Genomic DNA, 18,946 nt, shown 5'->3' on the forward strand with positions numbered 1-18,946 from the left:
GTTGTCCGGCGCACGCTATCGAGGCGGCGCATGGTGCGCCAGCAGCCGACGAGGAGGGCCGTATCATGTCACGCATCATCGCAGGTCATTTTCAATTGCAGGAGCAGATCGACGCCGCGCGCGCCGCGCTGAACCAGGCGGGGTTTCCCGACAGCCGCATCAGCGCCTTTTTCGTGAACCAGCCGGGACAGCATGATCTGCACGCGCTGGGCGGCGACCGCGACATGTCGCCGGGCGCCAGGGAAACGCCCACGGGCGTGGTGGAAGGCGTGGCCGTGGGCGCCGCGGTGGGCGCCGGCATCGGCGCGGCCACCACCCTGGCGACGGGGCCGCTGGGTCCCGTGGTGGGGGCGCTGGTGGGCGCCCACGTGGGCTCGCTGTACAGCTTCAACAAGATGAAGGAGGCGGGCGAGTCCGAAGGCAATGGCGAAAACCGCCACCAGCCCCGCCATCCCGGCATGCTGATCGCCGTGGCGCTGGGCGGGCTCGACGAGCGCGAACGGGCGCTCGAGGCGCTGCACCGGCTGGGCGCCGAGCATATCGAGGAAGCGCAGGGCACGATCGCCAATGGCGATTGGCACGACTTCGACCCGCTCAGCATTCCCGTGCTGGTGGCGTGAGCGGGCGCGCCGGCCGCGCACCATGCATAAATGCCGCGCTGCACGAAATTTAGGTATTATTCTTGTTAGTATGATTAATGAATGCCGACAGGGATAGTTCCGTGCGCCCCAAGCAAGACTGGACCCAGGTGACTGCCCGCAATACTTGCCTCGCATGCTAACGAGTATGGATAGGAGGGCGCGTCATGACACAGGCATGGTTCATTCTGACACGGGCCGACGGGCGCGACATCTGCGCGCCGTCGCCGGCACAGCTGGCCGATGCGCTGGCCGAGGTCTACCGGGGCACCGCCGTCGCGCCCGATGGCAGCCCGGCCGCCGTCCTGTTGCGTTTTGGCTACGATGACGGCTTGATGTATCAGGTCGAGGTCGCTAGCGGAGGCGAAGTCACTTTCGAGGAATGGTCGGACCGCGATTGCGAAATCGCCCTGGCCAGCCCGCGCCGCATGTCGGCCCTGCCGCAGGACGATGCCCTGCAGCTGTGGCAGTGGCTCACGCAGCGCCAGGTGGCGAAGATCCGCAGCCAGCCCTGGCAGGGCAGCTAGCTTGCCCCTGCCAGGGCGCGGCCTAGTGCGCCATCAGCACGGGGATCGTCATGCTCTGCAGTATCGTGCGCGTGACGCCGCCCAGGATGGTTTCGCGCAGGCGCGAATGGCCGTAGGCACCCATCACCAGCAGGTCGGCCGACAGGTCGGCCGCGTGCGACAGCAGGGCTTCGCCGATATCGCCGCGCCGCACGCCCCCGCCATCGAGCAAATGCACGCGCGCGTCCACGCCGTGGCGCGCCAGGTATTGCAGCAGTTCCGCGCCCGGCTGTTCGCCGTGTTCGGCCGCATGCACCTGGGCATCGAAGATGGCCACGTGCACCTGTTCGGCGCGCTGCAGCAGGGGCAGGGCGGCGCTGACGGCGCGGCTCGCCTCCTTGCTGGCATTCCAGGAAATGAGCACCTTGCGCGCGGCCGCGGGCGGCGCCAGCATGGGCAAGGGCGGCGCATACGGCACGATCAGCACGGGCCGGCCCGAATGCAGCAGCACGTAGGCGGGGAAATCGCGCATCACGGACGGCGACTTGTCCTTGGCATTGTACTGGCTGATGACCACCAGGTCCGCGTAGCGGGCCAGTTGGCTGATGCCGCCCGCCGCTTCGTCGTCGACGACGCGCTGCTCGTATGAGGCGACGCCGGCCGAACGCACCTGCGGCTCGAAGCCGTCCAGGGCGCGCGCGGCCCGTTCACGCAGGAAATTGAGGTGCAGCGCCAGGTTCGGATCGGCGTCGAGGTCGGGCTGGTTCTGGTACAGCAGGCGCGACACGCCCGTCATGGACACGCCTGTCAGGTGGCCGCCGCACGCTTGCGCGATGCTGGCGGCCGCGTCGATGCGGGCGCCGCGGCTGGCGCTGTCGTCAAGGTGGAGCAACACGGTTTTATACGTCATGGCCTGACCTCTCGCTGTGGAGTAAGCCCTATTCTGGCACAGACCGGGGCGCCGGCCGCGCACGCGTGCGGCCGGCGCGGCGCATCAGCTCATGCCGATGATGATGATGTCGGCGTCGCAGTTGCGGTAATGAATCACGATAATGATGATGCGCCGCAATTGCGCAGCCCGCTGCGCCACCTCCATCATGGCGCGGTCGGCGCGGTTCTTCATCGTCACCTGCACTTGCGAGGCGTCGCTGACGGGGATGCCCATGGCTTTCAGCGCCGCCTTCGGGTTGGCCATCAGGGCCAGCGCATGATGCGGATCGAGTTCCGCCTGATGCAGCGATTCCACGTCGCTCATGCCCGGATTGATGTCGTTGAACAAGTCCCTCAATGCTTCTGTGTCGTCCTGGATTTCCATCGCGTTCTCCTTTGGATCATGCCATCAGGCAAGGACTGTCCGCCTTGCCTGCCGAGGTGCCATCACCTCTTTGATGAGTATGGTTTTGATAATTTTTTGCATATGGACACAGCGCAGACGAACGCGGCTATAAGCAGGCCGAGCCTTTGATCTGGCGCAATGCCAGCTTCAAAAGTGCCACCTACACTTGATCCCACGCAGAACAACCATAACAAGCGGGGAGAGACGGCAATGAAGGAACAAAAGGTAGCGCTGGTGACGGGCGGCCTGGGCACGGCCTTGTGCCGGCGCCTGCACGATGCGGGCATGGTGGTGGTGGCGGCCCACACGCCGGGCAATCCGCGCGTGGAACACTGGCTCGATGAACAGCATGCGCAGCAGTATTGCATGCATCCGCTGCCCCTCGACGTGACGGACTTCGCCGCCTGCAGCGAGGCCGTGGCGCGCGTGCTGGCGCAGTTCGGCAGCGTCGACGTGCTGGTGAACAATGCCGGCATCACGCGCGACCAGAGCATGCGCAAGATGGAATTGCCGCACTGGGCCGACGTCATGCGCACCAACCTCGACAGCCTGTTCAACATGAGCAAGCAGGTGCTCGAACCCATGCTGCAAAAGCGCTGGGGCCGCATCATCAATATTTCTTCCGTGAATGGACAGAAGGGCGCGTTTGGCCAGTGCAATTACGCGGCCGCCAAGGCGGGCGTGCACGGCTTCAGCAAGGCGCTGGCGCTGGAAGTGGCGCGCCACGGCATCACCGTCAACACGGTGTCGCCCGGCTATCTGCGCACGCAGATGGTGACGGCCGTCCCCGCCGAAATCATGGAAACGAAGATCCTGCCGCAGATTCCCCTGGGCCGCCTGGGCGAGCCGGGCGAAGTGGCGGCACTGGTGGCCTACCTGGCGTCGGACGAGGCGGCCTTTGTCACGGGCGCGAACATCGCCATCAATGGCGGGCAGCACATGAGTTGAGCGGGCGCGCTTGCAGCAGGGCAGTGGAGGAGACCCGCCCGCTCAGCCGGCACGCACGATGCGGGCGAGGGGCGGCAGCAGTACGGCAGTGCAGCAACAGGTGACAAAGGCAGCAAACAGAGGCAGCAAACAAAGGCTGCAAACAAAGGCTTCAATCAAAGGCTGCAAACAGAGGCAGCAAACAAAGGCTGCAAACAGAGGCAGCAAACAAAGGCAGCAAGCAAGGGGCAGGGCAGCGATGCTATGCCCCTTGTGGCGATGCTGGGGGCACGGCTGGGTCACGGCTGGGTCACGGCCGGGGCGTCAGGGTACGCCGCGCCCGGCTTTTTCCAGCCGCGTCTGGCAATCGATGCACAGCCGCGCTTCCGGGCGGGCGTTCAGGCGCGACAGGCCGATGGCTTCGCCACAGTTGTCGCACAGGCCGTAGCTGCCGTCGGCAAACCTGGCCAGCGCCTGCTTGATGCTGGCCAGCTGCGCCAGATTGTGCTCGGCCGCTTCGCTGACGAGGTCGTTCAACGTGCGCACGCTGGCATTGTCGGCCGGCGAGGCTTCGATTTCATTGAGCAGCGAGGCGCGCGCGTCGGCTTCGGCCATTTCGCTGTCGATCTGCTCTTGCAGCGCCTGCTTGCGCTGCTCCAGCACGCCGCGCAGGCGCTGGAGCTGGTCTTGCGGCAATCCATTCATGGCAGTCACCCGGTAGAGGTCTCCCACCCATCATGGTAGTCCAAGATCGCCATGTCTGCTTGCGCTGGCACCCGCGCCGCGTTTGAGGTGGCGCAGGTGGGCCGCGGCGAATCTATGCTGGATTTTTCAGGCAGTTGATCATCCAGGCGACGCCGAACTGGTCTTTCAACATGCCGAAGCGCTGGGCCCAGAAGGTTTCCTGCAGCGGCATCTGGATGCTGCCGTCGCGCCCCAGGGCGTCGAAAGCCCGTTCCGCTTCCTCCGGCGTATCGAGGGTCAGGCAGACGGAGCAGCCGCTCATGCCCTTGGCGGCATCGCCGGGACAGCCGCCGTCCGAGCCCATCAGCATGGTGGGGCCCAGCTGCACGGAGCCGTGCATGATCTTGTCATACCAGTCTTCCTTGACCTGTTCCTGGCCCGGCGAGCCGCGGAACGGCATCAGGCACAGGTTTTCACCCTGCAAGTGCTGGCGGTAGTATTCCAGTGCCTGCGCGCAGTTTCCATCGAATTGCAAATACGGTTCGATACGCATGTTGGTCTCCTCTGGTCGCCCCGCCGGCAGGATTGCCATGCGGGGACGTCCCAGTATAGGCGCCCGCCAGCGAAATTCAATCAGTCCGGCGCCATCTCTTGCAGCCGCTCACGCACCTTGCCCAGGGTGCTGAGGATGCGCTCGGGATTGCCTGCCAGCACGGCGCTGCCCATATGCAATAAGCTCGTGGCCAGGCTGATCCAGTGGCGTATGTCATCGTTGCGGGCGATGCTCAGGCGTACCATGTCGAGCAGGCCGCTGAGCTGGCGCTGCGCCGTGTCCAGGCCCGCGACCGTGTGCCCGGCGGCATCGGCATACAGCTGGTTGGCTTGCTGGCGCAGGGCCACTTCCAGCGCGAAGACGGCTTGCGCCTGGCTGTGCGTGATGCCGTGCTCGCCCTGGCTGGGGCGCTTGCGGATGGCGCGCATGACGGCGCCATGCAGGGTGACAGCCGCCTGCGACAGGCTGTCGGCCAGCTGTTCCACGCGCATGGCGCTGCTCAAGGCCGCTTCGCGGCGTTCGCTGCCTGGTGATCCGTCCATATTGCCTCCGTGTATGCGGCAGCCAGGCGCGCATGCTCGCGCGCCAGCGTCGCCAGTTGCCGGCGCGCCAGCGTATGGCGCAGGCCCGCCAGCCGGTATTCCTCGCTTTTGCTTTGCTGCAGGGTTTTCGCCAGCACGGCCAGCAGGCGCTGCTGCGGCGCGTCGGCATACGCGAGGTCCATTTCCAGCAGCCCCAGCACCATGTCGCGTTCGTTGTCGCTGCTCTTGTCGTACAGCATCAGCAAATGCTCGAGGGCGGCCAGCAGGGTTTGCAGGGGCGGATCGCCGTCGCGCAGCACCTGCGCCAGGCGCGCCTGCTGGCTGGCACCACCGGCCAGGCGCGACAGTTGCTGCAGCAGGACGGTGTAGGCGCTGACATGGCGGTCGTCGATGCCGCTGCCGGGCCAGGCGCGGATGGCGGCCCCGGCGCCGGCCAGCTCGGGGCCGATGTCGTATGCGTCGGCCTGGGCCAGGCGGCCCAGCGCCTGCAGGTACAGCCGCACGGCTTGCGCCAGGCGCGCCACGTCCGCCTGCGCGGCGCGGCGTCCCGCATCGAGCTGGCGTTCGCGCGCCTCTTCGGCGGGCGACAGGTAGGGGCGCACGCGCTGGTAGCTGTCCACGTGGCGCCGGGCCAGTTCGCCGAAGGCGTTCAAGGCCTCGCCGCTGGCGGCCAGCGCGCGCACTTGCGCCAGGTCCGCGGGCGGGCTGGCGCAGCCGGACAGCATCAGCAGCAGGCAGGCGATGGCGCCAAGGCGGGCAGGCAGGGAAGACACGTCACCTCGCGATACGATGAAATACTGTATGGAAAGGTATTGTGGTTCTACCCGGCCCCGCATGCCTTGTGCGGGCGCAAGCGTCGTGCGATCAGCCCGTCGCCAGCTGCTCGCGCCAGCCCAGTCCGGCCACGGTATCGCCGCTGGGGCGGTATTCGCAGCCGACCCAGCCCGTGTAGCCGACCTGGTCCAGCAGCTTGAACAGGTGGCGGTAATTGATCTCGCCCGTGCCCGGCTCGTGGCGGCCCGGGGTGTCGGCGATCTGGATGTGGCGGATGAGGGGCAGCAGGGCGCGGATGGTGTTGCTCAGTTCGCCTTCCATGCGCTGCATGTGATAGATGTCGTATTGCAGGAAGATATTGCTGCGCTGGCAGTCGGCGATGATGTCGGCCGCCTGCTGGCTATGATTGAGAAAGTAACCGGGCATGTCGTAGTGGTTGATGGGCTCGATCAGCACCCTGATGCCATGGGGGCGGCAGGCGTCGGCCGCAAATTGCAGGTTGCCGATCAGGCTTTGCCGGGCCCGCTCCAGGCTCATGCCGGCCGGCACGATGCCCGACATGCAGTGCAGCTGCGTGGCGCCCAGCGCCAGCGCATAGTTCAGCGCCAGTTGCACGCTGGCGCGGAATTCCTCGCCCCGCCGCGGATCGCAGGCGATGCCCCGTTCGCCCCGCTCCCAGTCGCCGGGCGGCAGGTTGAAGACCGCCAATTGCAGATGGTGGCGCTCCAGCCGCATGGCAATCTGCCGCGCCTCGACGGCATAGGGAAACAGGAATTCCACGGCGTCGAAGCCCGCTTCCCTGGCGGCGGCGAAGCGGTCGAGGAAGGGCAGGTCCGTAAACAGCAGGCTGAGATTGGCGGCAAAGTTCGGCATGGTCTGGGCGCGAAGGGGAAGATGACCCTATCCTAGCCCAAATCGGCAAATGGTGGCGTGCATGAAAAATGCGCCCGCCAACCAGGTTGGGGAGCGCATCTCAAGAAAGGCAAACGGGGTCTGCAAGCGTAGCGAGCGGGAGTGATATTGCGTCGAGTAGCGCAGCCGTACCGGAGTACGGCGAGCAACGCAAACGCAATAGCGTCCCGCGCAGCAGCTTGCAGGCCGCGTTTTAGCGGCCGCGGCCGCCGGAGCGGTGATTGGCCGCCGAACGGGGCGCATTGCCCGAACGGTTGCCGCCGCCGCCCGACGGGCCGGCGCTGCGTGGCTTGGCGCCGCCGCCACCGGTTTTCACGCGCACCACGGCGCCGGCTGGCGCGCGGCTGTTGTTGCGGTGGCCGCCGGTGCCGCTGCGCAATTGCACAGGCTGGGCACGTGCCGTCGGGTCCGGCTCAAAGCCGGCGATCACTTCGCGTGGCAGGGTTTGCTTGATCAGCTTTTCGATGTCTTTCAACATTTCGTGCTCATCCACGCAGACCAGCGACACGGCTTCGCCCTTGGCGCCGGCACGGCCCGTGCGGCCGATACGGTGCACATAGTCTTCCGGAATGTTCGGCAGATCGTAGTTGACGACGTGCGGCAACTGGTCGATATCGATGCCGCGCGCGGCGATGTCGGTGGCGACCAGCACTTGCAGGGTGCCATCTTTAAATTCCGACAGGGCGCGCGTGCGTGCCGACTGGCTCTTGTTGCCGTGGATGGCCAGGGCGCCGATGCCGTCCGCGCCCAGCTGCTCGACCAGTTTATTGGCGCCATGCTTGGTGCGCGTAAACACCAGCACCTGCGTCCAGTTGTTCGACTTGATCAGGTAGGACAGCATCGGGTGCTTCTTGTCGCGGTCGACGGGATGGATCTTTTGCTTGATCACTTCCACGGTCGAATTGCGGCGCGCCACTTCGATCATGGCCGGCTTGTTCAGCAAGCCGTCTGCCAGGGCCTTGATCTCTTCCGAGAAGGTAGCCGAGAACAGCAGGTTCTGGCGCTTCGGCGGCAGCACGGCCAGCACTTTCTTGATGTCGCGGATGAAGCCCATGTCCAGCATGCGGTCGGCTTCGTCAAGGATCAGGATTTCCACTTTCGACAGGTCGACGGTGCCCTGGCCCATGTGGTCCAGCAGGCGGCCCGGCGTGGCGACGAGGATGTCGACGCCATGTTTCAGCTGCTTGATTTGCGGGTTGATGCCGACGCCGCCGAAGATCACGGCCGAGTTCAGCTTGGTGTACTTGCTGTAGGCGCGCACGCTTTCCTCGACCTGGGCGGCGAGTTCGCGCGTCGGGGCCAGGATCAGGGCGCGGATGGGGCGCGTCGAAGTGTTGCTGGTGATGGCAGCGCCGTTCGCGTCGGTGGACAGGCGGTGCAGCACGGGCAGGGTGAAGCCGGCCGTCTTGCCGGTACCGGTTTGTGCGCCGGCCAGCAAGTCGCCGCCAGCGAGCACGGCGGGAATAGCCTGCGACTGGATCGGGGTCGGCACGGTGTAGCCGTGTTCGGTAACGGCACGTACGATAGCGTCGGACAATCCGAGGGAGGAAAAGGACATGGTAACTTTATTGTGAGATCGGCCTGTCGCCATCGTGGGGCGCCAGTCGCAGGCAATCAGATTAGGGGTCGAAAGACAGCGGCAAGGGGACTGGTCATATGTGCCGCACACGCGAAGTATAACAGCCTGGCAAAAAAGCGTTCCAATTGTTTCAAGTCTGCAAGGCCCGCAGCGGGACGGGCTGCTCATGCGACACGTGTCGCAAATTCCGCTTGCAATTGTGTGACAATAGTCGCACAATTGCCTCATTCGTCACAAGAGGAGTCGCCATGGCCACGCCATCCGTTACCGAATTATCGTTATTGAAAGCCTTATGGAAGACCCAGCCCCTGTCCGCGCGGGAATTGCATGCCAGGGTGGAGGACGAGCTGGGCTGGTCGTTCTCTTCCACGCGCAAGACGCTCGAACGCATGCTGGACAAGGGCATGCTGCTCCAGCGCAGCGTGCATGGCGTGCTCGTGTATGAAGCGAATGTGGACAAGGTGGCCACCCTGGCCGCTTTTGCCCACGACTTCGGCCGGCGCGTGATGGAAATCGACAGCCCTTTGCCGGTCAGCATGTTTACCGGCAGCAAGCTCGTCGACCGGGAGGAACTGGCCGAGCTGGAGCAGCTGCTGCACGACTGGCCGCTCGAGCCGAAGGAGTAAGCGATGACGGCCTTGAAACTGCTGCAGGCGACGCTGGCCTGCCTGTTTGCCGGCGTGCTGCTGCAAGGCATGTTATTGCTTGCGCAACGGCGCTGGCCCCTGCTGGCGGCGCAGCGCGGCGTCTGGCTGGGCGCGCAGCTGGTGCTGGCGGGCGTATTCGTGCTGAGCTTCCTGCCCGATAGCCGCCAGGCCAGCGTGGTGCCGGCCATCCGCGTGCCCGCCGCGCTCGCCCAGCCCGTGCCGGTGGCGCAGCTGTTTGCCGCGGAGCATGCTGCGCCAGCCCGGGCCGGCGCGCCCGCGCTGGCCGCTGTCCCCGTCGCCGCGGCCTGGCTCAGCTGGCTGGCGCCGGGCTGGCTGGCCGTGTATGCGCTGGGCGTGGCCGGCGTGGCGTGGCGCCGCTGGCGCGGCCATGCCAGCGTGCAGGCGCTGCTCGCGCTGGCTCGGCCGCTGGATGCGGCGGCGCACGGCGATTTTGCGCCAGCGCAATTGCAGCAGCTGCGGGCGCAGCGCATCGGCGTACTGGAAGTCGATGCGCCCGTCTCGCCCATGCTGCTGGGCGTGTGGCGGCTGCGCCTGCTCCTGCCCGCGCACCTGGCCGCCTGCACGCCGGAGCAGCGTCAGCTCGTCATCGAGCACGAGCTGACGCATGCGCGCCGCCGCGATCCGCTCATCGGCTGGCTGGCGGCGCAGGTGCAGGTGTTGCTGTGGTTTAATCCTGCCGTCCGCTGGATGGGGGACAAGCTGGGCTGGGCGCAGGAACTGGGCTGCGACCGCCAGGTGCTGGCCGGCCGTCCCCAGCGCCAGCGCCAGCAGTATGCGGCCGTGCTCGTGCGCCAGCTGGGCCTGCAGCAATCCTGGCCCGCCGGCCTCGCCTTCGGCGGCCAGCGCGGCGGCATGGCGGAGCGCATCGTCCGCATGCGCGACACGCAGGCCCGCAGCCTGGGCTGGCCTGCGCGGCTGGCTGTGGCCCTGGTCCTGTGCAGCGTGGGCGCCGCCAGCGTGAGCCTGCAGCCGGCGCTGGCCTGGACGGTGGCCGCGCCCGCCGCCAGCCCGGCCGCCGCCGTCCCCGTGCCGGCGCAACCGTGGCGCAATCCGCTGGCCAGCATGCGCGTCACGGGTTTCTTTGGCGTCGTGCGCCCCATCACGCAGCGGGGCTTGCGCGGACTGGACCTGGCGGCCAGGCGGGGCACGCCCGTCTTTGCCGTGGACGATGGCATCGCCACGGTGACGCAGGACAACTGGCTGGGCAAGGCCGTGCGCATCGACCACGGCGGCGGCCTCGTGTCGCTGTATGCCCACCTCGACAGCGTCGTCCCGGCCGATGGCGCCGTGGTGAAGGCCGGCGAGCAGATCGGCGCGGCGGGCGATACGGGCCGGGCCACGGGGCCGCACCTGCACTTCCAGGTGCAGCAGGATGGCCGGCTGCAGGACCCGCAGCAGCACCTGGCCGGTCTCGACGCCAACGCGTCGGCGCGCGCCTTGCGCATGCGCAAGGAACAGTTCGGCCGCTGACAGCGGCACTGCCTCATTGCAGGCCGGGCGGGCGCGCTGCGCCGGCCCGGCCACCATCCACCTTTCCGGAATCCGCCATGCGATTGTGTTTATTTGTGTGCAGCCTTGCGCTGCCGTTGACGGCGCACGTCCGTGCCGACGATGCCGTCCCCGCTGGCGCCGTCCCCACCGTTCCCAGCGTGACGGTCCATGCCGGCGCGGCGGAGCAGCGGCGCCGCGACACCGTCTCGGCCATCGTCGTCGGCCGCGAGGAATTGCTGCGCCAGGGCGAGCGCAGCCTGTCCGACGCCCTGAAGCGCCTGCCCGGCATTTCCATCGGCGCGCAAGCCGCCGCAGGGCAGGGCGGGCAGCTCCAGCTGCGCGGGCTGGGCCAGGGCTATACCCTGATCATGCTCGATGGCGTGCCCGTGCCGCCCGGTTTTTCGCTCGACGCGCTGGACCCGGAGCTGGTCGAGCGCGTCGAGATCATGCGCGCCGCCACGGCGGAGTTTTCCGCGCAGGCGATCGCCGGTTCCATCAACATCGTGCTGAAGAAGACCTCGCGGCGCCGCGAGCGCACCTTCAAGCTGGGCGCCTCCGGCAGCCATGGCATGCCCGCCGGCAGCGCCACCATGCAGTGGGCGGACGGCGACGGGCGCCTGTCGTATGCGCTGGCCGGCACCTTGGGCCACACGGGGCGCCGTGGCCTGTTTGACGAATGGAACCGCGAATACGCGGCCGATGGCGCGCCCACGGTGCTGCGCCATGCGCCGCTCGCCGAGCGCGTCACCACCGATACGCTGGAGCTGGCGCCCCGCCTGCAGTGGGCGCTGGCGGACGAAGGCAGCCTGGCGTGGCAAAGCCTGGTCAACCTGCGCCGCCTGGCCAGCCGCCGCCATGCGCAGGAAACGGCTTACCTCGGCGGCACGACCGCCTACCCGGACAACCAGGCGGACTTCAGCCAGGACAGCGGCACCGTGCGCAGCGACCTGCACTGGCTGCGCAAGCTGGAGCAGGGCGCCAGCCTGGACGTGAAACTGGGCGTCGATCTCAATCACCGCAGCAGCGATTACCTGTTCCAGGGCGCCGGCGGCGGCCCGTCCATCACGCGCTTCGTCGATGCGGGCGTGAACGACGTGGGCGCGCATGCCAGCGGCACGTACCGCCGGACACTGGGCCAGGGTCACACGCTGGCGGCGGGCTGGGATGCGGGGCACCGGCGGCGTACGGAATTTCGCCGCGAACGCCAGCTGGAGCCGGGCGTGCCGCCCGTGCTGTCCGACGACGACTATGCGGCCACGGTGCGGCGCCTGGCCCTGTTCGCGCAGGATGAATGGGAGGTTTCCGCGCGCTGGTCGCTGTCCCTGGGCCTGCGCTGGGAAGCCTGGCGCACGGCCAGCGCCGCCGGCGGCGCCGACCCCGTCGACGTGCGCGCGCAGGTGTGGAGTCCCGTGCTGCACAGCCTGTGGAAGCTGGCCGCCAAGGACCAGGTGCGCCTGGCCGTCACGCGCACCTACAAGGCGCCGCAGATTGTCCAGCTGATTGCGCGCCCCTACACGATCGACAATGGCAACAGCCCCGCCAATCCCGATACCCGCGGCAACCCGGCATTGCGTCCGGAACTGGCCTGGGGCCTGGACGGGGGCTACGAATACTATCCGGGCGCGGGCGCCATGCTCGCTGCCAGCGCCTCGCTGCGCAGGATCGGCGACGTGATGCTGGACCGCCTGGTCCGGGAGCAGGGGCGCTGGGTGTCCACGCCCGCCAACAACGGCAGCGCGCAGGTGCGCAGCATCGAGCTCGAAGCGAAGCTGCCGCTGGCGGCCCTGTTGGCGTCCGCCCCCGCGCTGGAGCTGCGGGCGAACGTGGCGCGCAACTGGTCCACGGTCGATGCCGTCGCCGGCCCGTACAACCGCCTGGACAGCCAGTTGCCGTGGAGCGCCAACGTGGGGGCGGATTACCGGCCGGCGGGCCGGCCCTGGAGCGTGGGCGGCAACCTGCATTACCAGGCGGGCGGCTGGACGCGCGAATCAAGGCAGCTGCTGGCCTGGCAGGGGCCGCGGCGCCAGCTCGATCTCTATGCGCTGTGGACGTTCGGCGAGCGGCTGCGCCTGCGCCTGTCCGGCGCCAACCTGCTGCGGCAGGCCGACCGCACGCGCAGCCTGTATGCGGATGACGGGGGCAGCATGCTGCGCACCGTCGATGCGGGCACCTACCGCAGCTTGCGCGTGATGCTGGAAGGCGCCCTGTAAGCCTAGTCGTCGATCTCTTCGACGGCGTAGCCTGTGCCCTGCGCCTCGAGGTAGGCGCGCAGGGCGGCCAGGCCGTGCCACGGGTCCGGGCGCAGATGCTGGCACACGTACAGCCCCGTGTCCGTCAGCCTGGCGTCCGTGTCGGGCATGGCGCCGGGCGCCTGCGGGCGTTCTGCCAGCAGCCGCGCGATGTGCTGGCGCTGGCCGGCCGTCAGGCTGGCCGCGATCCTGAATTCAAATCCCATGCTGTCCTCCTTGCGTCTGCTGTTGATGCGCCTATTTTATATCATCGAAAAAATCGAATATAGCTTGGCATTCTTTCCGTTTTTCTTTTTCCGGCAGCGCGTCCATACTGCACAGCACTGGCCCGGCACACTCGGCACCACGCAAGGACAGGAGCAGGACCTCACTAAAGAGTGCTTTTTTTTGATATTCAATTATTTTCACTAAGGAAAACATCATGCCTATCGCTACCGCCCAAGCCGCCCCAAAACTGCTGACCCCGAACGACCATACCCTGATCATGATCGACCACCAGTCGCAGATGGCGTTCGCCACCCGTTCCATCGACCTGGCCCTGCTGCGCAACAACGCAGCGCTGGTGAGCAAGGCCGCGTTGGAATTCAAGGTGCCGACGATATTGACGACGGTGGCGGCCAAGTCCTTCTCCGGCCCCATCTTCGACGAAATCCAGTCCGTCTTTCCGGACCAGGCGCCGATCGACCGCACGACCATGAATACCTGGGAAGATGCGCGCATCGCCGACAAGGTGAATGGCTACGGCAAGGGCAAGATCGTGCTGGCCGGCCTGTGGACGTCCGTCTGCATCGTGGGACCGGCCCTGTCGGCGCTGGCGCAGGGCTTCGAGGTGTACGTCATCGCCGACGCCAGCGGCGACGTCTCCGACGAAGCCCATGCGATGGCCACGCAGCGCATGATACAGGCGGGCGCGCAGCCGCTGACGTCGGTGCAATACTTGCTTGAACTGCAGCGCGACTGGGCCCGTGGCGAGACCTACAACGAGACGGTGGCGACGGCCGTGGCGCACGGCGGCGGCTATGGCCTGGGCTTGATCTACGCCAAATCCATGTTCAACGCCAGCGAAGGCCATTGATCTTTCATTGAGTTCGACGGTTCCGCCGCGCGCCGGCGGGGCCGTGTCTTTCACCTGATACCTCTGATACGGGAGTTCCCATGCACGCCAACACGATCTTACTCAATGGCCGTTTTCACACGGTCGACAGGACGCAGCCCCTGGCGTCCGCCGTCGCCATCGCCGATGGCAAATTTCTCGCCGTGGGCGACGTCGAAGACGTGATGCGCCACCGTGGCCCGGCCACTCAGGTGATCGACCTGGCTGGCCGCACGGTCATCCCCGGCCTGAACGACTCGCACCTGCATTTGATCCGCGGCGGCTTGAACTACAACCTGGAATTGCGCTGGGAAGGCGTGCCTTCGCTGGCCGACGCCTTGCGCATGCTCAAGGAGCAGGCCTTGCGCACGCCGAATCCGCAATGGGTGCGCGTCGTCGGCGGCTGGACGGAATTCCAGTTCGCGGAAAAACGCATGCCGACGCTCGATGAAATCAACGCGGCCGCGCCCGACACGCCCGTTTTCATCCTGCACCTGTACGACCGCGCCCTGCTGAACCGCGCCGCCCTGCGCGCCGTCGGCTACGATAAAAATACGCCGAACCCGCCCGGCGGCGAAATCGTGCGCGACGCCGCCGGCAACCCCACCGGCCTGCTGATCGCCCGCCCGAACGCCATGATCCTGTATGCGACCCTGGCGAAAGGCCCCAAGCTGCCGCTGGAACTGCAGGTGAACTCGACGCGCCAGTTCATGCGCGAACTCAATCGCCTGGGGCTGACCAGCGCCATCGACGCGGGCGGCGGCTTCCAGAATTATCCCGAGGATTACGCCGTCGTCGACGAGCTGGCGCAAAAGGAGCAGCTCACCATCCGCATCGCCTACAACCTGTTCACGCAAAACAAGGGCGCGGAACTGCAGGACTTCCAGAAGTGGACGGGCATGGTCAAGCCGGGCGACGGCACGGATTACTATCGCCATAACGGCGCCGGCGAAATGCTGGTGTTTTCCGCCGCCGACTTCGAGGATTTCCTCGAGCCGCGCCCGGAACTGGCGGCTGGCATGGAAGACGAGCTGGAAAAGGTCGTGCGCCACCTGGTCGAGCAGCGCTGGCCCTTCCGCCTGCACGCCACCTATGACGAATCGATCAGCCGCATGCTCGACGTGTTCGAGAAGGTCAACCGCGACACGCCGTTCGGCGGCCTGCACTGGCTGTTCGACCACGCGGAAACCATCAGCCCGAAGAATATCGACCGGGTCAAGGCGCTGGGCGGCGGCCTGGCCATCCAGCACCGCATGGCTTTCCAGGGCGAGTATTTCGTCGAGCGCTACGGCGCCGAGGCGGCCAAGGCCACGCCGCCCGTGCAGCGCATGCTCGACGCGGGCGTGCCCGTGGGCGGCGGCACGGACGCCACGCGGGTGGCCAGCTACAACCCGTGGACGGCGCTGTACTGGCTCGTCTCGGGGCGCACCGTGGGCGGCCTGGCCCTGACGGATGCGGCGGGGCGGCTGTCGCGCGACACGGCGCTGGAGCTGTGGACGGCGGGCAGCGCCTGGTTCTCCAGCGAGCAGGGCAAGAAGGGGCGCATCCGCGAGGGCATGCTGGCCGACCTGGCCGTGCTGTCGGCCGATTATTTCAGCGTGCCGGAAGAAGCGATCAAGTCCATCGAATCCGTGCTGACCATGGTGGGCGGCAAGGTCGTCTACGGCCAGGGCGAATTCACGGCCCTGGCGCCGCCACCGATTCCCGTGCTGCCCGAGTGGTCGCCCGTGCGCACGGTGCCCGGCCATTACCGCCCAGCGGCCAGGCCGGCGCAAGCCATGCTGCCGCACCAGTGCGCGGGCGCCTGCGGCGTGCATGCCCATGCGCACGACCGGGCGCGCAAGTCGGCCGTGCCGGTCAGCGACTTTTCCGGTTTCTGGGGCACGCTGGGCTGCAGCTGCTTCGCTTTCTAGAGGAGGACAGAGCCATGCGCTACCAGAAAGTCATCCTCGGCCTGCTGCTGGCCTTTGTCGTGGGCTTCGTCTGCCAACTGGCGCGCATCCCCGTGCCGGCGCCGCCCGTGCTGGGCGCCGCGCTGCTGGTGTTCCTGACCAGCTGCGGCTACTGGCTCACGGGCCTGTACCTGCAGCGGCGTGAAAATCAAGGGGAGGCGCCATGAACGTCATGCTGGCCGGTTCCGTGCTCGGCGTGCTGGTGGGCGTCGTATGCCGCTGGTTCGACCTGCCATCGCCCACGCCGCCCACGCCGACGGGCGCGGCGATGGTGGTGGCCATGACCCTGGGCTTCGTCGTGGCGGGGCAGCTCGGCCCCTGAATGCGAAAAAACCGGCCAGGGCCGGTTTTCGTGGGTACTGCTTGCGCTATATCAAGCGAATGGCGTCAGCAGGGTGATCATCTGGCCAAAGATCTTCGGGCTGGCGGCGATGACGTCGCCCTTGTACAGGTACTCCGACTCACCACTGAATTCACCGACGATGCCGCCCGATTCCGTGATCATCAGGGCGCCGGCGGCGATGTCCCAAGGCTTCAGGCCTTTTTCGTAGAAGCCGTCCAGGCGGCCGCAAGCGACGTAGGCCAGGTCCAGCGCGGCCGAGCCGGCGCGGCGCACGCCCTGGCTGCGTTCGCCCATGATCGCGTACATCTTCAGGTATTCGTCCAGCGCGCGGGCGCTGCCGGCCACGTAGCCGGTGCCCAGCAGGGCGTTCGAGATGCGGTCCAGCTTGGTCACGCGGATGCGTTTTTCGTTCAGGTAGGCGCCGGCGCCCTTGGTGGCCGTGAACAGGTCGTTGCGGACCGGGTCGTAGATGACGGCTTGCGTGACGACGCCGCGATGCGCGAGCGCGATCGAGATGCAGTATTGGGGGAAGCCGTGGATAAAGTTGGTGGTGCCATCGATCGGGTCGATGATCCACTGATATTCATTCTCGTCGTGCGAGTTGGCGGAAGCGCCCGATTCCTCGGCCAGGAACGCGTGGTCCGGGTAGGCCTTGGACAGCACCTCGATGATGGCTTGTTCGGCCGCCTGGTCGACGTCGGTGACGAAATCGTTATGTTGTTTTTCCGTGACGACGACGCGGTCGAGGTCAAAAGAGGCGCGATTGATGACGGCGGCGCCGCGGCGGGCGGCTTTGATCGCCGTATTGAGCATTGGGTGCATGTGAGCTTCCGTTAAAAGCACGCGACCGCCCGGCGTCGCCTTTCGGCGCCGGTACGATGGAGTGCAAGAATGAATTAAAGAGCGGAGCGGTGCCGAAGTGGTTAAAATCCCGGCCTGGAGTCAGCGTTGTGTGACTCCGTTTCCCGAAATTTCCTGTATCGATACCGCGCAATAGCGCTATTTTAAATGAATCTGCCCGAAATCAACACGTCTCTTTTCACACGCCTGCGATTTATTCTCGTCGAAACTAGTCGATCCGGCAACATTGGCGCCGTCGCGCGGGCCATGAAAACGATGGGTTTTTCCGATCTGGTGCTGGTCAACCCCCGCTTTCCCGATGCCCTGACGGATGCGGAAGCGGTGGCTTTTGCCAGCGGCGCGCAGGATATCCTGTCCGGCGCGCGCATCGTCGGCTCCATCGCCGAGGCGCTCGAAGGCTGCAACTACGCGGCGGCCGTCTCGGCCCGCCTGCGCGAATTTTCGCCGCCCGTCACGGCGCCGCGCGCCATCGCCGCCCAGCTGGCCGCAGGCACGGAGCTGCATGCGGCCGTCATCTTCGGCAACGAGCGCTTCGGCCTGCCCAACGAGATCGTCGAGCAGTGCAATGTGCTGATCAACATTCCCGCCAACCCCGAGTATTCCTCGCTGAACCTGTCGCAGGCGGCGCAGGTCGTCGCCTATGAATGCAGGATGGCGGCCCTGGAGAGGGAAGGCGGGGCGCCAGCGGCCAGCCCCATCGGCTTCCATGGCGACGCGGCCAGCCTGGCCCAGGTCGACGGCATGTATGCGCACCTGGAACAGGCGCTGGTGGCCATCGACTTCCTCGACGCGGACAACCCGAAAAAGCTCATGCCGCGCCTGAAACGCCTGTTTTCGCGCACGGGACTGGAGACGGAAGAGGTCAACATCCTGCGCGGCATCGCGCGCCACATCCTGGCGGCGGCGAAAAAAACGCCATGATCGAGACCCGGCTGCTGCGCCAGTTCATCGCCGTCGCCGAGGAACTGAACTTCCGCCGCGCGGCCGAACGGCTGCACATGGCGCAGCCGCCCCTGTCGCAGGCCATCCTGCGGCTGGAAGACATGCTCGGCTATCCCGTATTCGAGCGCACCAACCGCAAGGTCAGCCTGACTCCGGCCGGCACGGCCTTCCTCGCCACGGCGCGCCAGGTGCTGGCCAGCCTGGAAGAGGGCGTGGCCGCCGCGCGCCGCGTGGCGCAGGGCATCGAGGGCCACGTGCGCCTCGGCTTCATCCACATCACCCCGTATGCCCACGTATTGCATGCCCTGCGCGCCTTCCGCGCCGCTTCGCCCGCCGTGCAATTCACCTTGCGCGAAGCGTCGACGCAGCAGCAGGTCGAGTGGCTGGAGCGGGGCGAGATCGATATCGCCCTGCTGCGCGCGCCCGGGCGCAGCACGCCGGGACTGCGCTTTGAGCGCCTGTCGGGCGAAGACATCCTTGTGGCGCTGCCAGCGGGCCACCGCTGCGCGGGCCAGGCGCGGGTGGATCTGGCGGACCTGGCCTTGGATGATTTCGTCGCCTCGCCGCGCGAACTGGGCCAGGGCTTCCATGACCAGCTGGCCAGCCTGTGCCTGCACGCGGGCTTCGTGCCGCGCGTGGTGCAGCAGGTGCGCCGCCTGCAGACGGTGCTGGGACTGGTGGCGGCCGGCTTCGGCGTGGCCCTGCTGCCGGCCAGCCTGGCGGCCACCATGCCGGCCGGCGTCGCCATGCTGCCGCTGCACGGCGGCGATGTGCCGGAGCCGCTGCGCCAGCTCGACCTGTACCTGGCGTGGGACCCGCGGCGCGACTGTCCCGTGCGCGAACGCCTGCTGGCGCAGCTGCGCCGGTCGGCTGCGGGGCAGTGAGACGTTGCGCAT

23 protein-coding genes are annotated in these 18,946 nt (G+C 67.0%); 13 read left to right on the top strand and 10 right to left on the bottom strand.

The genetic code is table 11. The features are described from left to right. Window positions 1–65: 65 nt before the first annotated feature. Together AC07VL_RS19800 and AC07VL_RS19805 are read left to right on the top strand one after the other, a co-directional pair. Window positions 66–620, top strand: a complete 555-nt coding sequence (locus tag AC07VL_RS19800; RefSeq protein ID WP_494807342.1) for a glycine zipper domain-containing protein — start codon at window positions 66–68, stop codon at window positions 618–620. Between the two features lie 185 nt (window positions 621–805). Continuing rightward, complete coding sequence (locus tag AC07VL_RS19805; protein ID WP_290606864.1) at window positions 806–1,165, top strand: hypothetical protein; 360 nt, start codon at window positions 806–808, stop codon at window positions 1,163–1,165. Between the two features lie 22 nt (window positions 1,166–1,187). On the opposite strand, the gene AC07VL_RS19810 is transcribed toward AC07VL_RS19805, so the two are convergent. Beyond that, window positions 1,188–2,054, bottom strand: a complete 867-nt coding sequence (locus tag AC07VL_RS19810; protein ID WP_494807343.1) for a universal stress protein — start codon at window positions 2,052–2,054, stop codon at window positions 1,188–1,190. 84 nt (window positions 2,055–2,138) lie between these two features. Next, the gene (locus AC07VL_RS19815; RefSeq protein ID WP_494807344.1) at window positions 2,139–2,459 is read right to left on the bottom strand and encodes a hypothetical protein; all 321 of its coding nucleotides are present in this window, start codon (window positions 2,457–2,459) and stop codon (window positions 2,139–2,141) included. A 231-nt stretch (window positions 2,460–2,690) separates the two neighbouring features. Here AC07VL_RS19815 and phbB point away from each other — a divergent pair, with 231 nt between their 5' ends. After that, a complete protein-coding gene (phbB, locus tag AC07VL_RS19820; protein WP_494807345.1) occupies window positions 2,691–3,428 on the top strand; it encodes an acetoacetyl-CoA reductase in 738 nt (245 codons plus the stop codon). Window positions 3,429–3,731: 303 nt separating this feature from the next. Here the strand turns inward: phbB and AC07VL_RS19825 are convergent, their stop codons facing one another. The 6 genes from AC07VL_RS19825 to AC07VL_RS19850 form a co-directional block, all read right to left on the bottom strand. Continuing rightward, window positions 3,732–4,112, bottom strand: coding sequence for a TraR/DksA family transcriptional regulator (locus tag AC07VL_RS19825; RefSeq protein ID WP_494807346.1), 381 nt, complete (start codon window positions 4,110–4,112; stop codon window positions 3,732–3,734). 112 nt (window positions 4,113–4,224) lie between these two features. Continuing rightward, window positions 4,225–4,644 (bottom strand): VOC family protein, encoded by a 420-nt coding sequence (locus tag AC07VL_RS19830; protein ID WP_494807347.1) that lies wholly within the window; start codon window positions 4,642–4,644, stop codon window positions 4,225–4,227. 80 nt (window positions 4,645–4,724) lie between these two features. Continuing rightward, complete coding sequence (locus AC07VL_RS19835; protein ID WP_494807348.1) at window positions 4,725–5,186, bottom strand: hypothetical protein; 462 nt, start codon at window positions 5,184–5,186, stop codon at window positions 4,725–4,727. Further along, complete coding sequence (locus AC07VL_RS19840; protein WP_494807349.1) at window positions 5,144–5,959, bottom strand: hypothetical protein; 816 nt, start codon at window positions 5,957–5,959, stop codon at window positions 5,144–5,146. Before AC07VL_RS19840 ends, AC07VL_RS19835 begins: the two co-directional genes overlap by 43 nt. Window positions 5,960–6,050: 91 nt before the next feature. Continuing rightward, window positions 6,051–6,833, bottom strand: coding sequence for a 2-oxo-tetronate isomerase (gene otnI / locus AC07VL_RS19845; RefSeq protein WP_494807350.1), 783 nt, complete (start codon window positions 6,831–6,833; stop codon window positions 6,051–6,053). A gap of 232 nt (window positions 6,834–7,065) precedes the next feature. Further along, window positions 7,066–8,430 carry a DEAD/DEAH box helicase gene (locus AC07VL_RS19850; RefSeq protein ID WP_290606841.1) on the bottom strand — a complete coding sequence of 455 codons (1,365 nt, stop codon included), beginning with the start codon at window positions 8,428–8,430 and terminating at the stop codon, window positions 7,066–7,068. 269 nt (window positions 8,431–8,699) lie between these two features. Between AC07VL_RS19850 and AC07VL_RS19855 the strand changes: the two genes are divergently transcribed. From AC07VL_RS19855 to AC07VL_RS19865, 3 genes are all read left to right on the top strand, one after another. Beyond that, window positions 8,700–9,077, top strand: a complete 378-nt coding sequence (locus AC07VL_RS19855) for a BlaI/MecI/CopY family transcriptional regulator (RefSeq protein WP_290606839.1) — start codon at window positions 8,700–8,702, stop codon at window positions 9,075–9,077. A 3-nt stretch (window positions 9,078–9,080) separates the two neighbouring features. After that, a complete protein-coding gene (locus AC07VL_RS19860) occupies window positions 9,081–10,589 on the top strand; it encodes a M56 family metallopeptidase (protein WP_494807351.1) in 1,509 nt (502 codons plus the stop codon). A 77-nt stretch (window positions 10,590–10,666) separates the two neighbouring features. After that, window positions 10,667–12,820, top strand: coding sequence for a TonB-dependent receptor plug domain-containing protein (locus tag AC07VL_RS19865; protein WP_494807352.1), 2,154 nt, complete (start codon window positions 10,667–10,669; stop codon window positions 12,818–12,820). Between the two features lie 2 nt (window positions 12,821–12,822). Here the strand turns inward: AC07VL_RS19865 and AC07VL_RS19870 are convergent, their stop codons facing one another. Beyond that, a complete protein-coding gene (locus tag AC07VL_RS19870) occupies window positions 12,823–13,065 on the bottom strand; it encodes a hypothetical protein (protein ID WP_494807353.1) in 243 nt (80 codons plus the stop codon). Between AC07VL_RS19870 and AC07VL_RS19875 the strand changes: the two genes are divergently transcribed. The 5 genes from AC07VL_RS19875 (at window position 13,064) to AC07VL_RS19895 (ending at window position 16,226) form a co-directional block, all read left to right on the top strand. Next, window positions 13,064–13,270: a hypothetical protein gene (locus AC07VL_RS19875; RefSeq protein WP_494807354.1), complete on the top strand. Its 207-nt coding sequence runs from the start codon at window positions 13,064–13,066 to the stop codon at window positions 13,268–13,270. The two genes, AC07VL_RS19870 and AC07VL_RS19875, sit on opposite strands and share 2 nt — an antisense overlap. 10 nt (window positions 13,271–13,280) lie before the next feature. Continuing rightward, the gene (locus tag AC07VL_RS19880; protein WP_494807355.1) at window positions 13,281–13,934 is read left to right on the top strand and encodes a hydrolase; all 654 of its coding nucleotides are present in this window, start codon (window positions 13,281–13,283) and stop codon (window positions 13,932–13,934) included. Window positions 13,935–14,014: 80 nt separating this feature from the next. After that, window positions 14,015–15,865, top strand: coding sequence for an amidohydrolase (locus tag AC07VL_RS19885; protein ID WP_494807356.1), 1,851 nt, complete (start codon window positions 14,015–14,017; stop codon window positions 15,863–15,865). A 14-nt stretch (window positions 15,866–15,879) separates the two neighbouring features. Then, complete coding sequence (locus tag AC07VL_RS19890; protein WP_494807357.1) at window positions 15,880–16,071, top strand: DUF1427 family protein; 192 nt, start codon at window positions 15,880–15,882, stop codon at window positions 16,069–16,071. Further along, a complete protein-coding gene (locus AC07VL_RS19895; RefSeq protein ID WP_290606825.1) occupies window positions 16,068–16,226 on the top strand; it encodes a XapX domain-containing protein in 159 nt (52 codons plus the stop codon). The genes AC07VL_RS19890 and AC07VL_RS19895 overlap by 4 nt, the downstream gene beginning before the upstream one ends. Before the next feature lie 51 nt (window positions 16,227–16,277). Here the strand turns inward: AC07VL_RS19895 and AC07VL_RS19900 are convergent, their stop codons facing one another. Next, window positions 16,278–17,060: an inositol monophosphatase family protein gene (locus tag AC07VL_RS19900; RefSeq protein ID WP_100876268.1), complete on the bottom strand. Its 783-nt coding sequence runs from the start codon at window positions 17,058–17,060 to the stop codon at window positions 16,278–16,280. A gap of 195 nt (window positions 17,061–17,255) precedes the next feature. On the opposite strand from AC07VL_RS19900, the gene AC07VL_RS19905 reads away from it, so the two are divergent. Beyond that, the gene (locus tag AC07VL_RS19905) at window positions 17,256–18,029 is read left to right on the top strand and encodes an RNA methyltransferase (protein WP_494807358.1); all 774 of its coding nucleotides are present in this window, start codon (window positions 17,256–17,258) and stop codon (window positions 18,027–18,029) included. Continuing rightward, on the top strand, window positions 18,026–18,934 hold the full coding sequence (locus AC07VL_RS19910; protein WP_494807359.1) for a LysR substrate-binding domain-containing protein: 909 nt from the start codon (window positions 18,026–18,028) through the stop codon (window positions 18,932–18,934). Before AC07VL_RS19905 ends, AC07VL_RS19910 begins: the two co-directional genes overlap by 4 nt. Window positions 18,935–18,946 lie beyond the last annotated feature (12 nt).

This window comes from Janthinobacterium sp. GW821-FHT03C08 (genome assembly GCF_059420905.1).

Bases quoted from the DNA above. Each gene is read 5' to 3' on its own strand.
- AC07VL_RS19800 (WP_494807342.1), top strand. From the start codon at position 66: ATGTCACGCATCATCGCAGGTCATTTTCAATTGCAGGAGCAGATCGAC.
- AC07VL_RS19805 (WP_290606864.1), top strand. From the start codon at position 806: ATGACACAGGCATGGTTCATTCTGACACGGGCCGACGGGCGCGACATC.
- AC07VL_RS19810 (WP_494807343.1), bottom strand. From the start codon at position 2,054: ATGACGTATAAAACCGTGTTGCTCCACCTTGACGACAGCGCCAGCCGC.
- AC07VL_RS19815 (WP_494807344.1), bottom strand. From the start codon at position 2,459: ATGGAAATCCAGGACGACACAGAAGCATTGAGGGACTTGTTCAACGAC.
- phbB (WP_494807345.1), top strand. From the start codon at position 2,691: ATGAAGGAACAAAAGGTAGCGCTGGTGACGGGCGGCCTGGGCACGGCC.
- AC07VL_RS19825 (WP_494807346.1), bottom strand. From the start codon at position 4,112: ATGAATGGATTGCCGCAAGACCAGCTCCAGCGCCTGCGCGGCGTGCTG.
- AC07VL_RS19830 (WP_494807347.1), bottom strand. From the start codon at position 4,644: ATGCGTATCGAACCGTATTTGCAATTCGATGGAAACTGCGCGCAGGCA.
- AC07VL_RS19835 (WP_494807348.1), bottom strand. From the start codon at position 5,186: ATGGACGGATCACCAGGCAGCGAACGCCGCGAAGCGGCCTTGAGCAGC.
- otnI (WP_494807350.1), bottom strand. From the start codon at position 6,833: ATGCCGAACTTTGCCGCCAATCTCAGCCTGCTGTTTACGGACCTGCCC.
- AC07VL_RS19850 (WP_290606841.1), bottom strand. From the start codon at position 8,430: ATGTCCTTTTCCTCCCTCGGATTGTCCGACGCTATCGTACGTGCCGTT.
- AC07VL_RS19855 (WP_290606839.1), top strand. From the start codon at position 8,700: ATGGCCACGCCATCCGTTACCGAATTATCGTTATTGAAAGCCTTATGG.
- AC07VL_RS19860 (WP_494807351.1), top strand. From the start codon at position 9,081: ATGACGGCCTTGAAACTGCTGCAGGCGACGCTGGCCTGCCTGTTTGCC.
- AC07VL_RS19865 (WP_494807352.1), top strand. From the start codon at position 10,667: ATGCGATTGTGTTTATTTGTGTGCAGCCTTGCGCTGCCGTTGACGGCG.
- AC07VL_RS19875 (WP_494807354.1), top strand. From the start codon at position 13,064: ATGCTGTCCTCCTTGCGTCTGCTGTTGATGCGCCTATTTTATATCATC.
- AC07VL_RS19870 (WP_494807353.1), bottom strand. From the start codon at position 13,065: ATGGGATTTGAATTCAGGATCGCGGCCAGCCTGACGGCCGGCCAGCGC.
- AC07VL_RS19880 (WP_494807355.1), top strand. From the start codon at position 13,281: ATGCCTATCGCTACCGCCCAAGCCGCCCCAAAACTGCTGACCCCGAAC.
- AC07VL_RS19885 (WP_494807356.1), top strand. From the start codon at position 14,015: ATGCACGCCAACACGATCTTACTCAATGGCCGTTTTCACACGGTCGAC.
- AC07VL_RS19890 (WP_494807357.1), top strand. From the start codon at position 15,880: ATGCGCTACCAGAAAGTCATCCTCGGCCTGCTGCTGGCCTTTGTCGTG.
- AC07VL_RS19895 (WP_290606825.1), top strand. From the start codon at position 16,068: ATGAACGTCATGCTGGCCGGTTCCGTGCTCGGCGTGCTGGTGGGCGTC.
- AC07VL_RS19900 (WP_100876268.1), bottom strand. From the start codon at position 17,060: ATGCTCAATACGGCGATCAAAGCCGCCCGCCGCGGCGCCGCCGTCATC.
- AC07VL_RS19905 (WP_494807358.1), top strand. From the start codon at position 17,256: ATGAATCTGCCCGAAATCAACACGTCTCTTTTCACACGCCTGCGATTT.
- AC07VL_RS19910 (WP_494807359.1), top strand. From the start codon at position 18,026: ATGATCGAGACCCGGCTGCTGCGCCAGTTCATCGCCGTCGCCGAGGAA.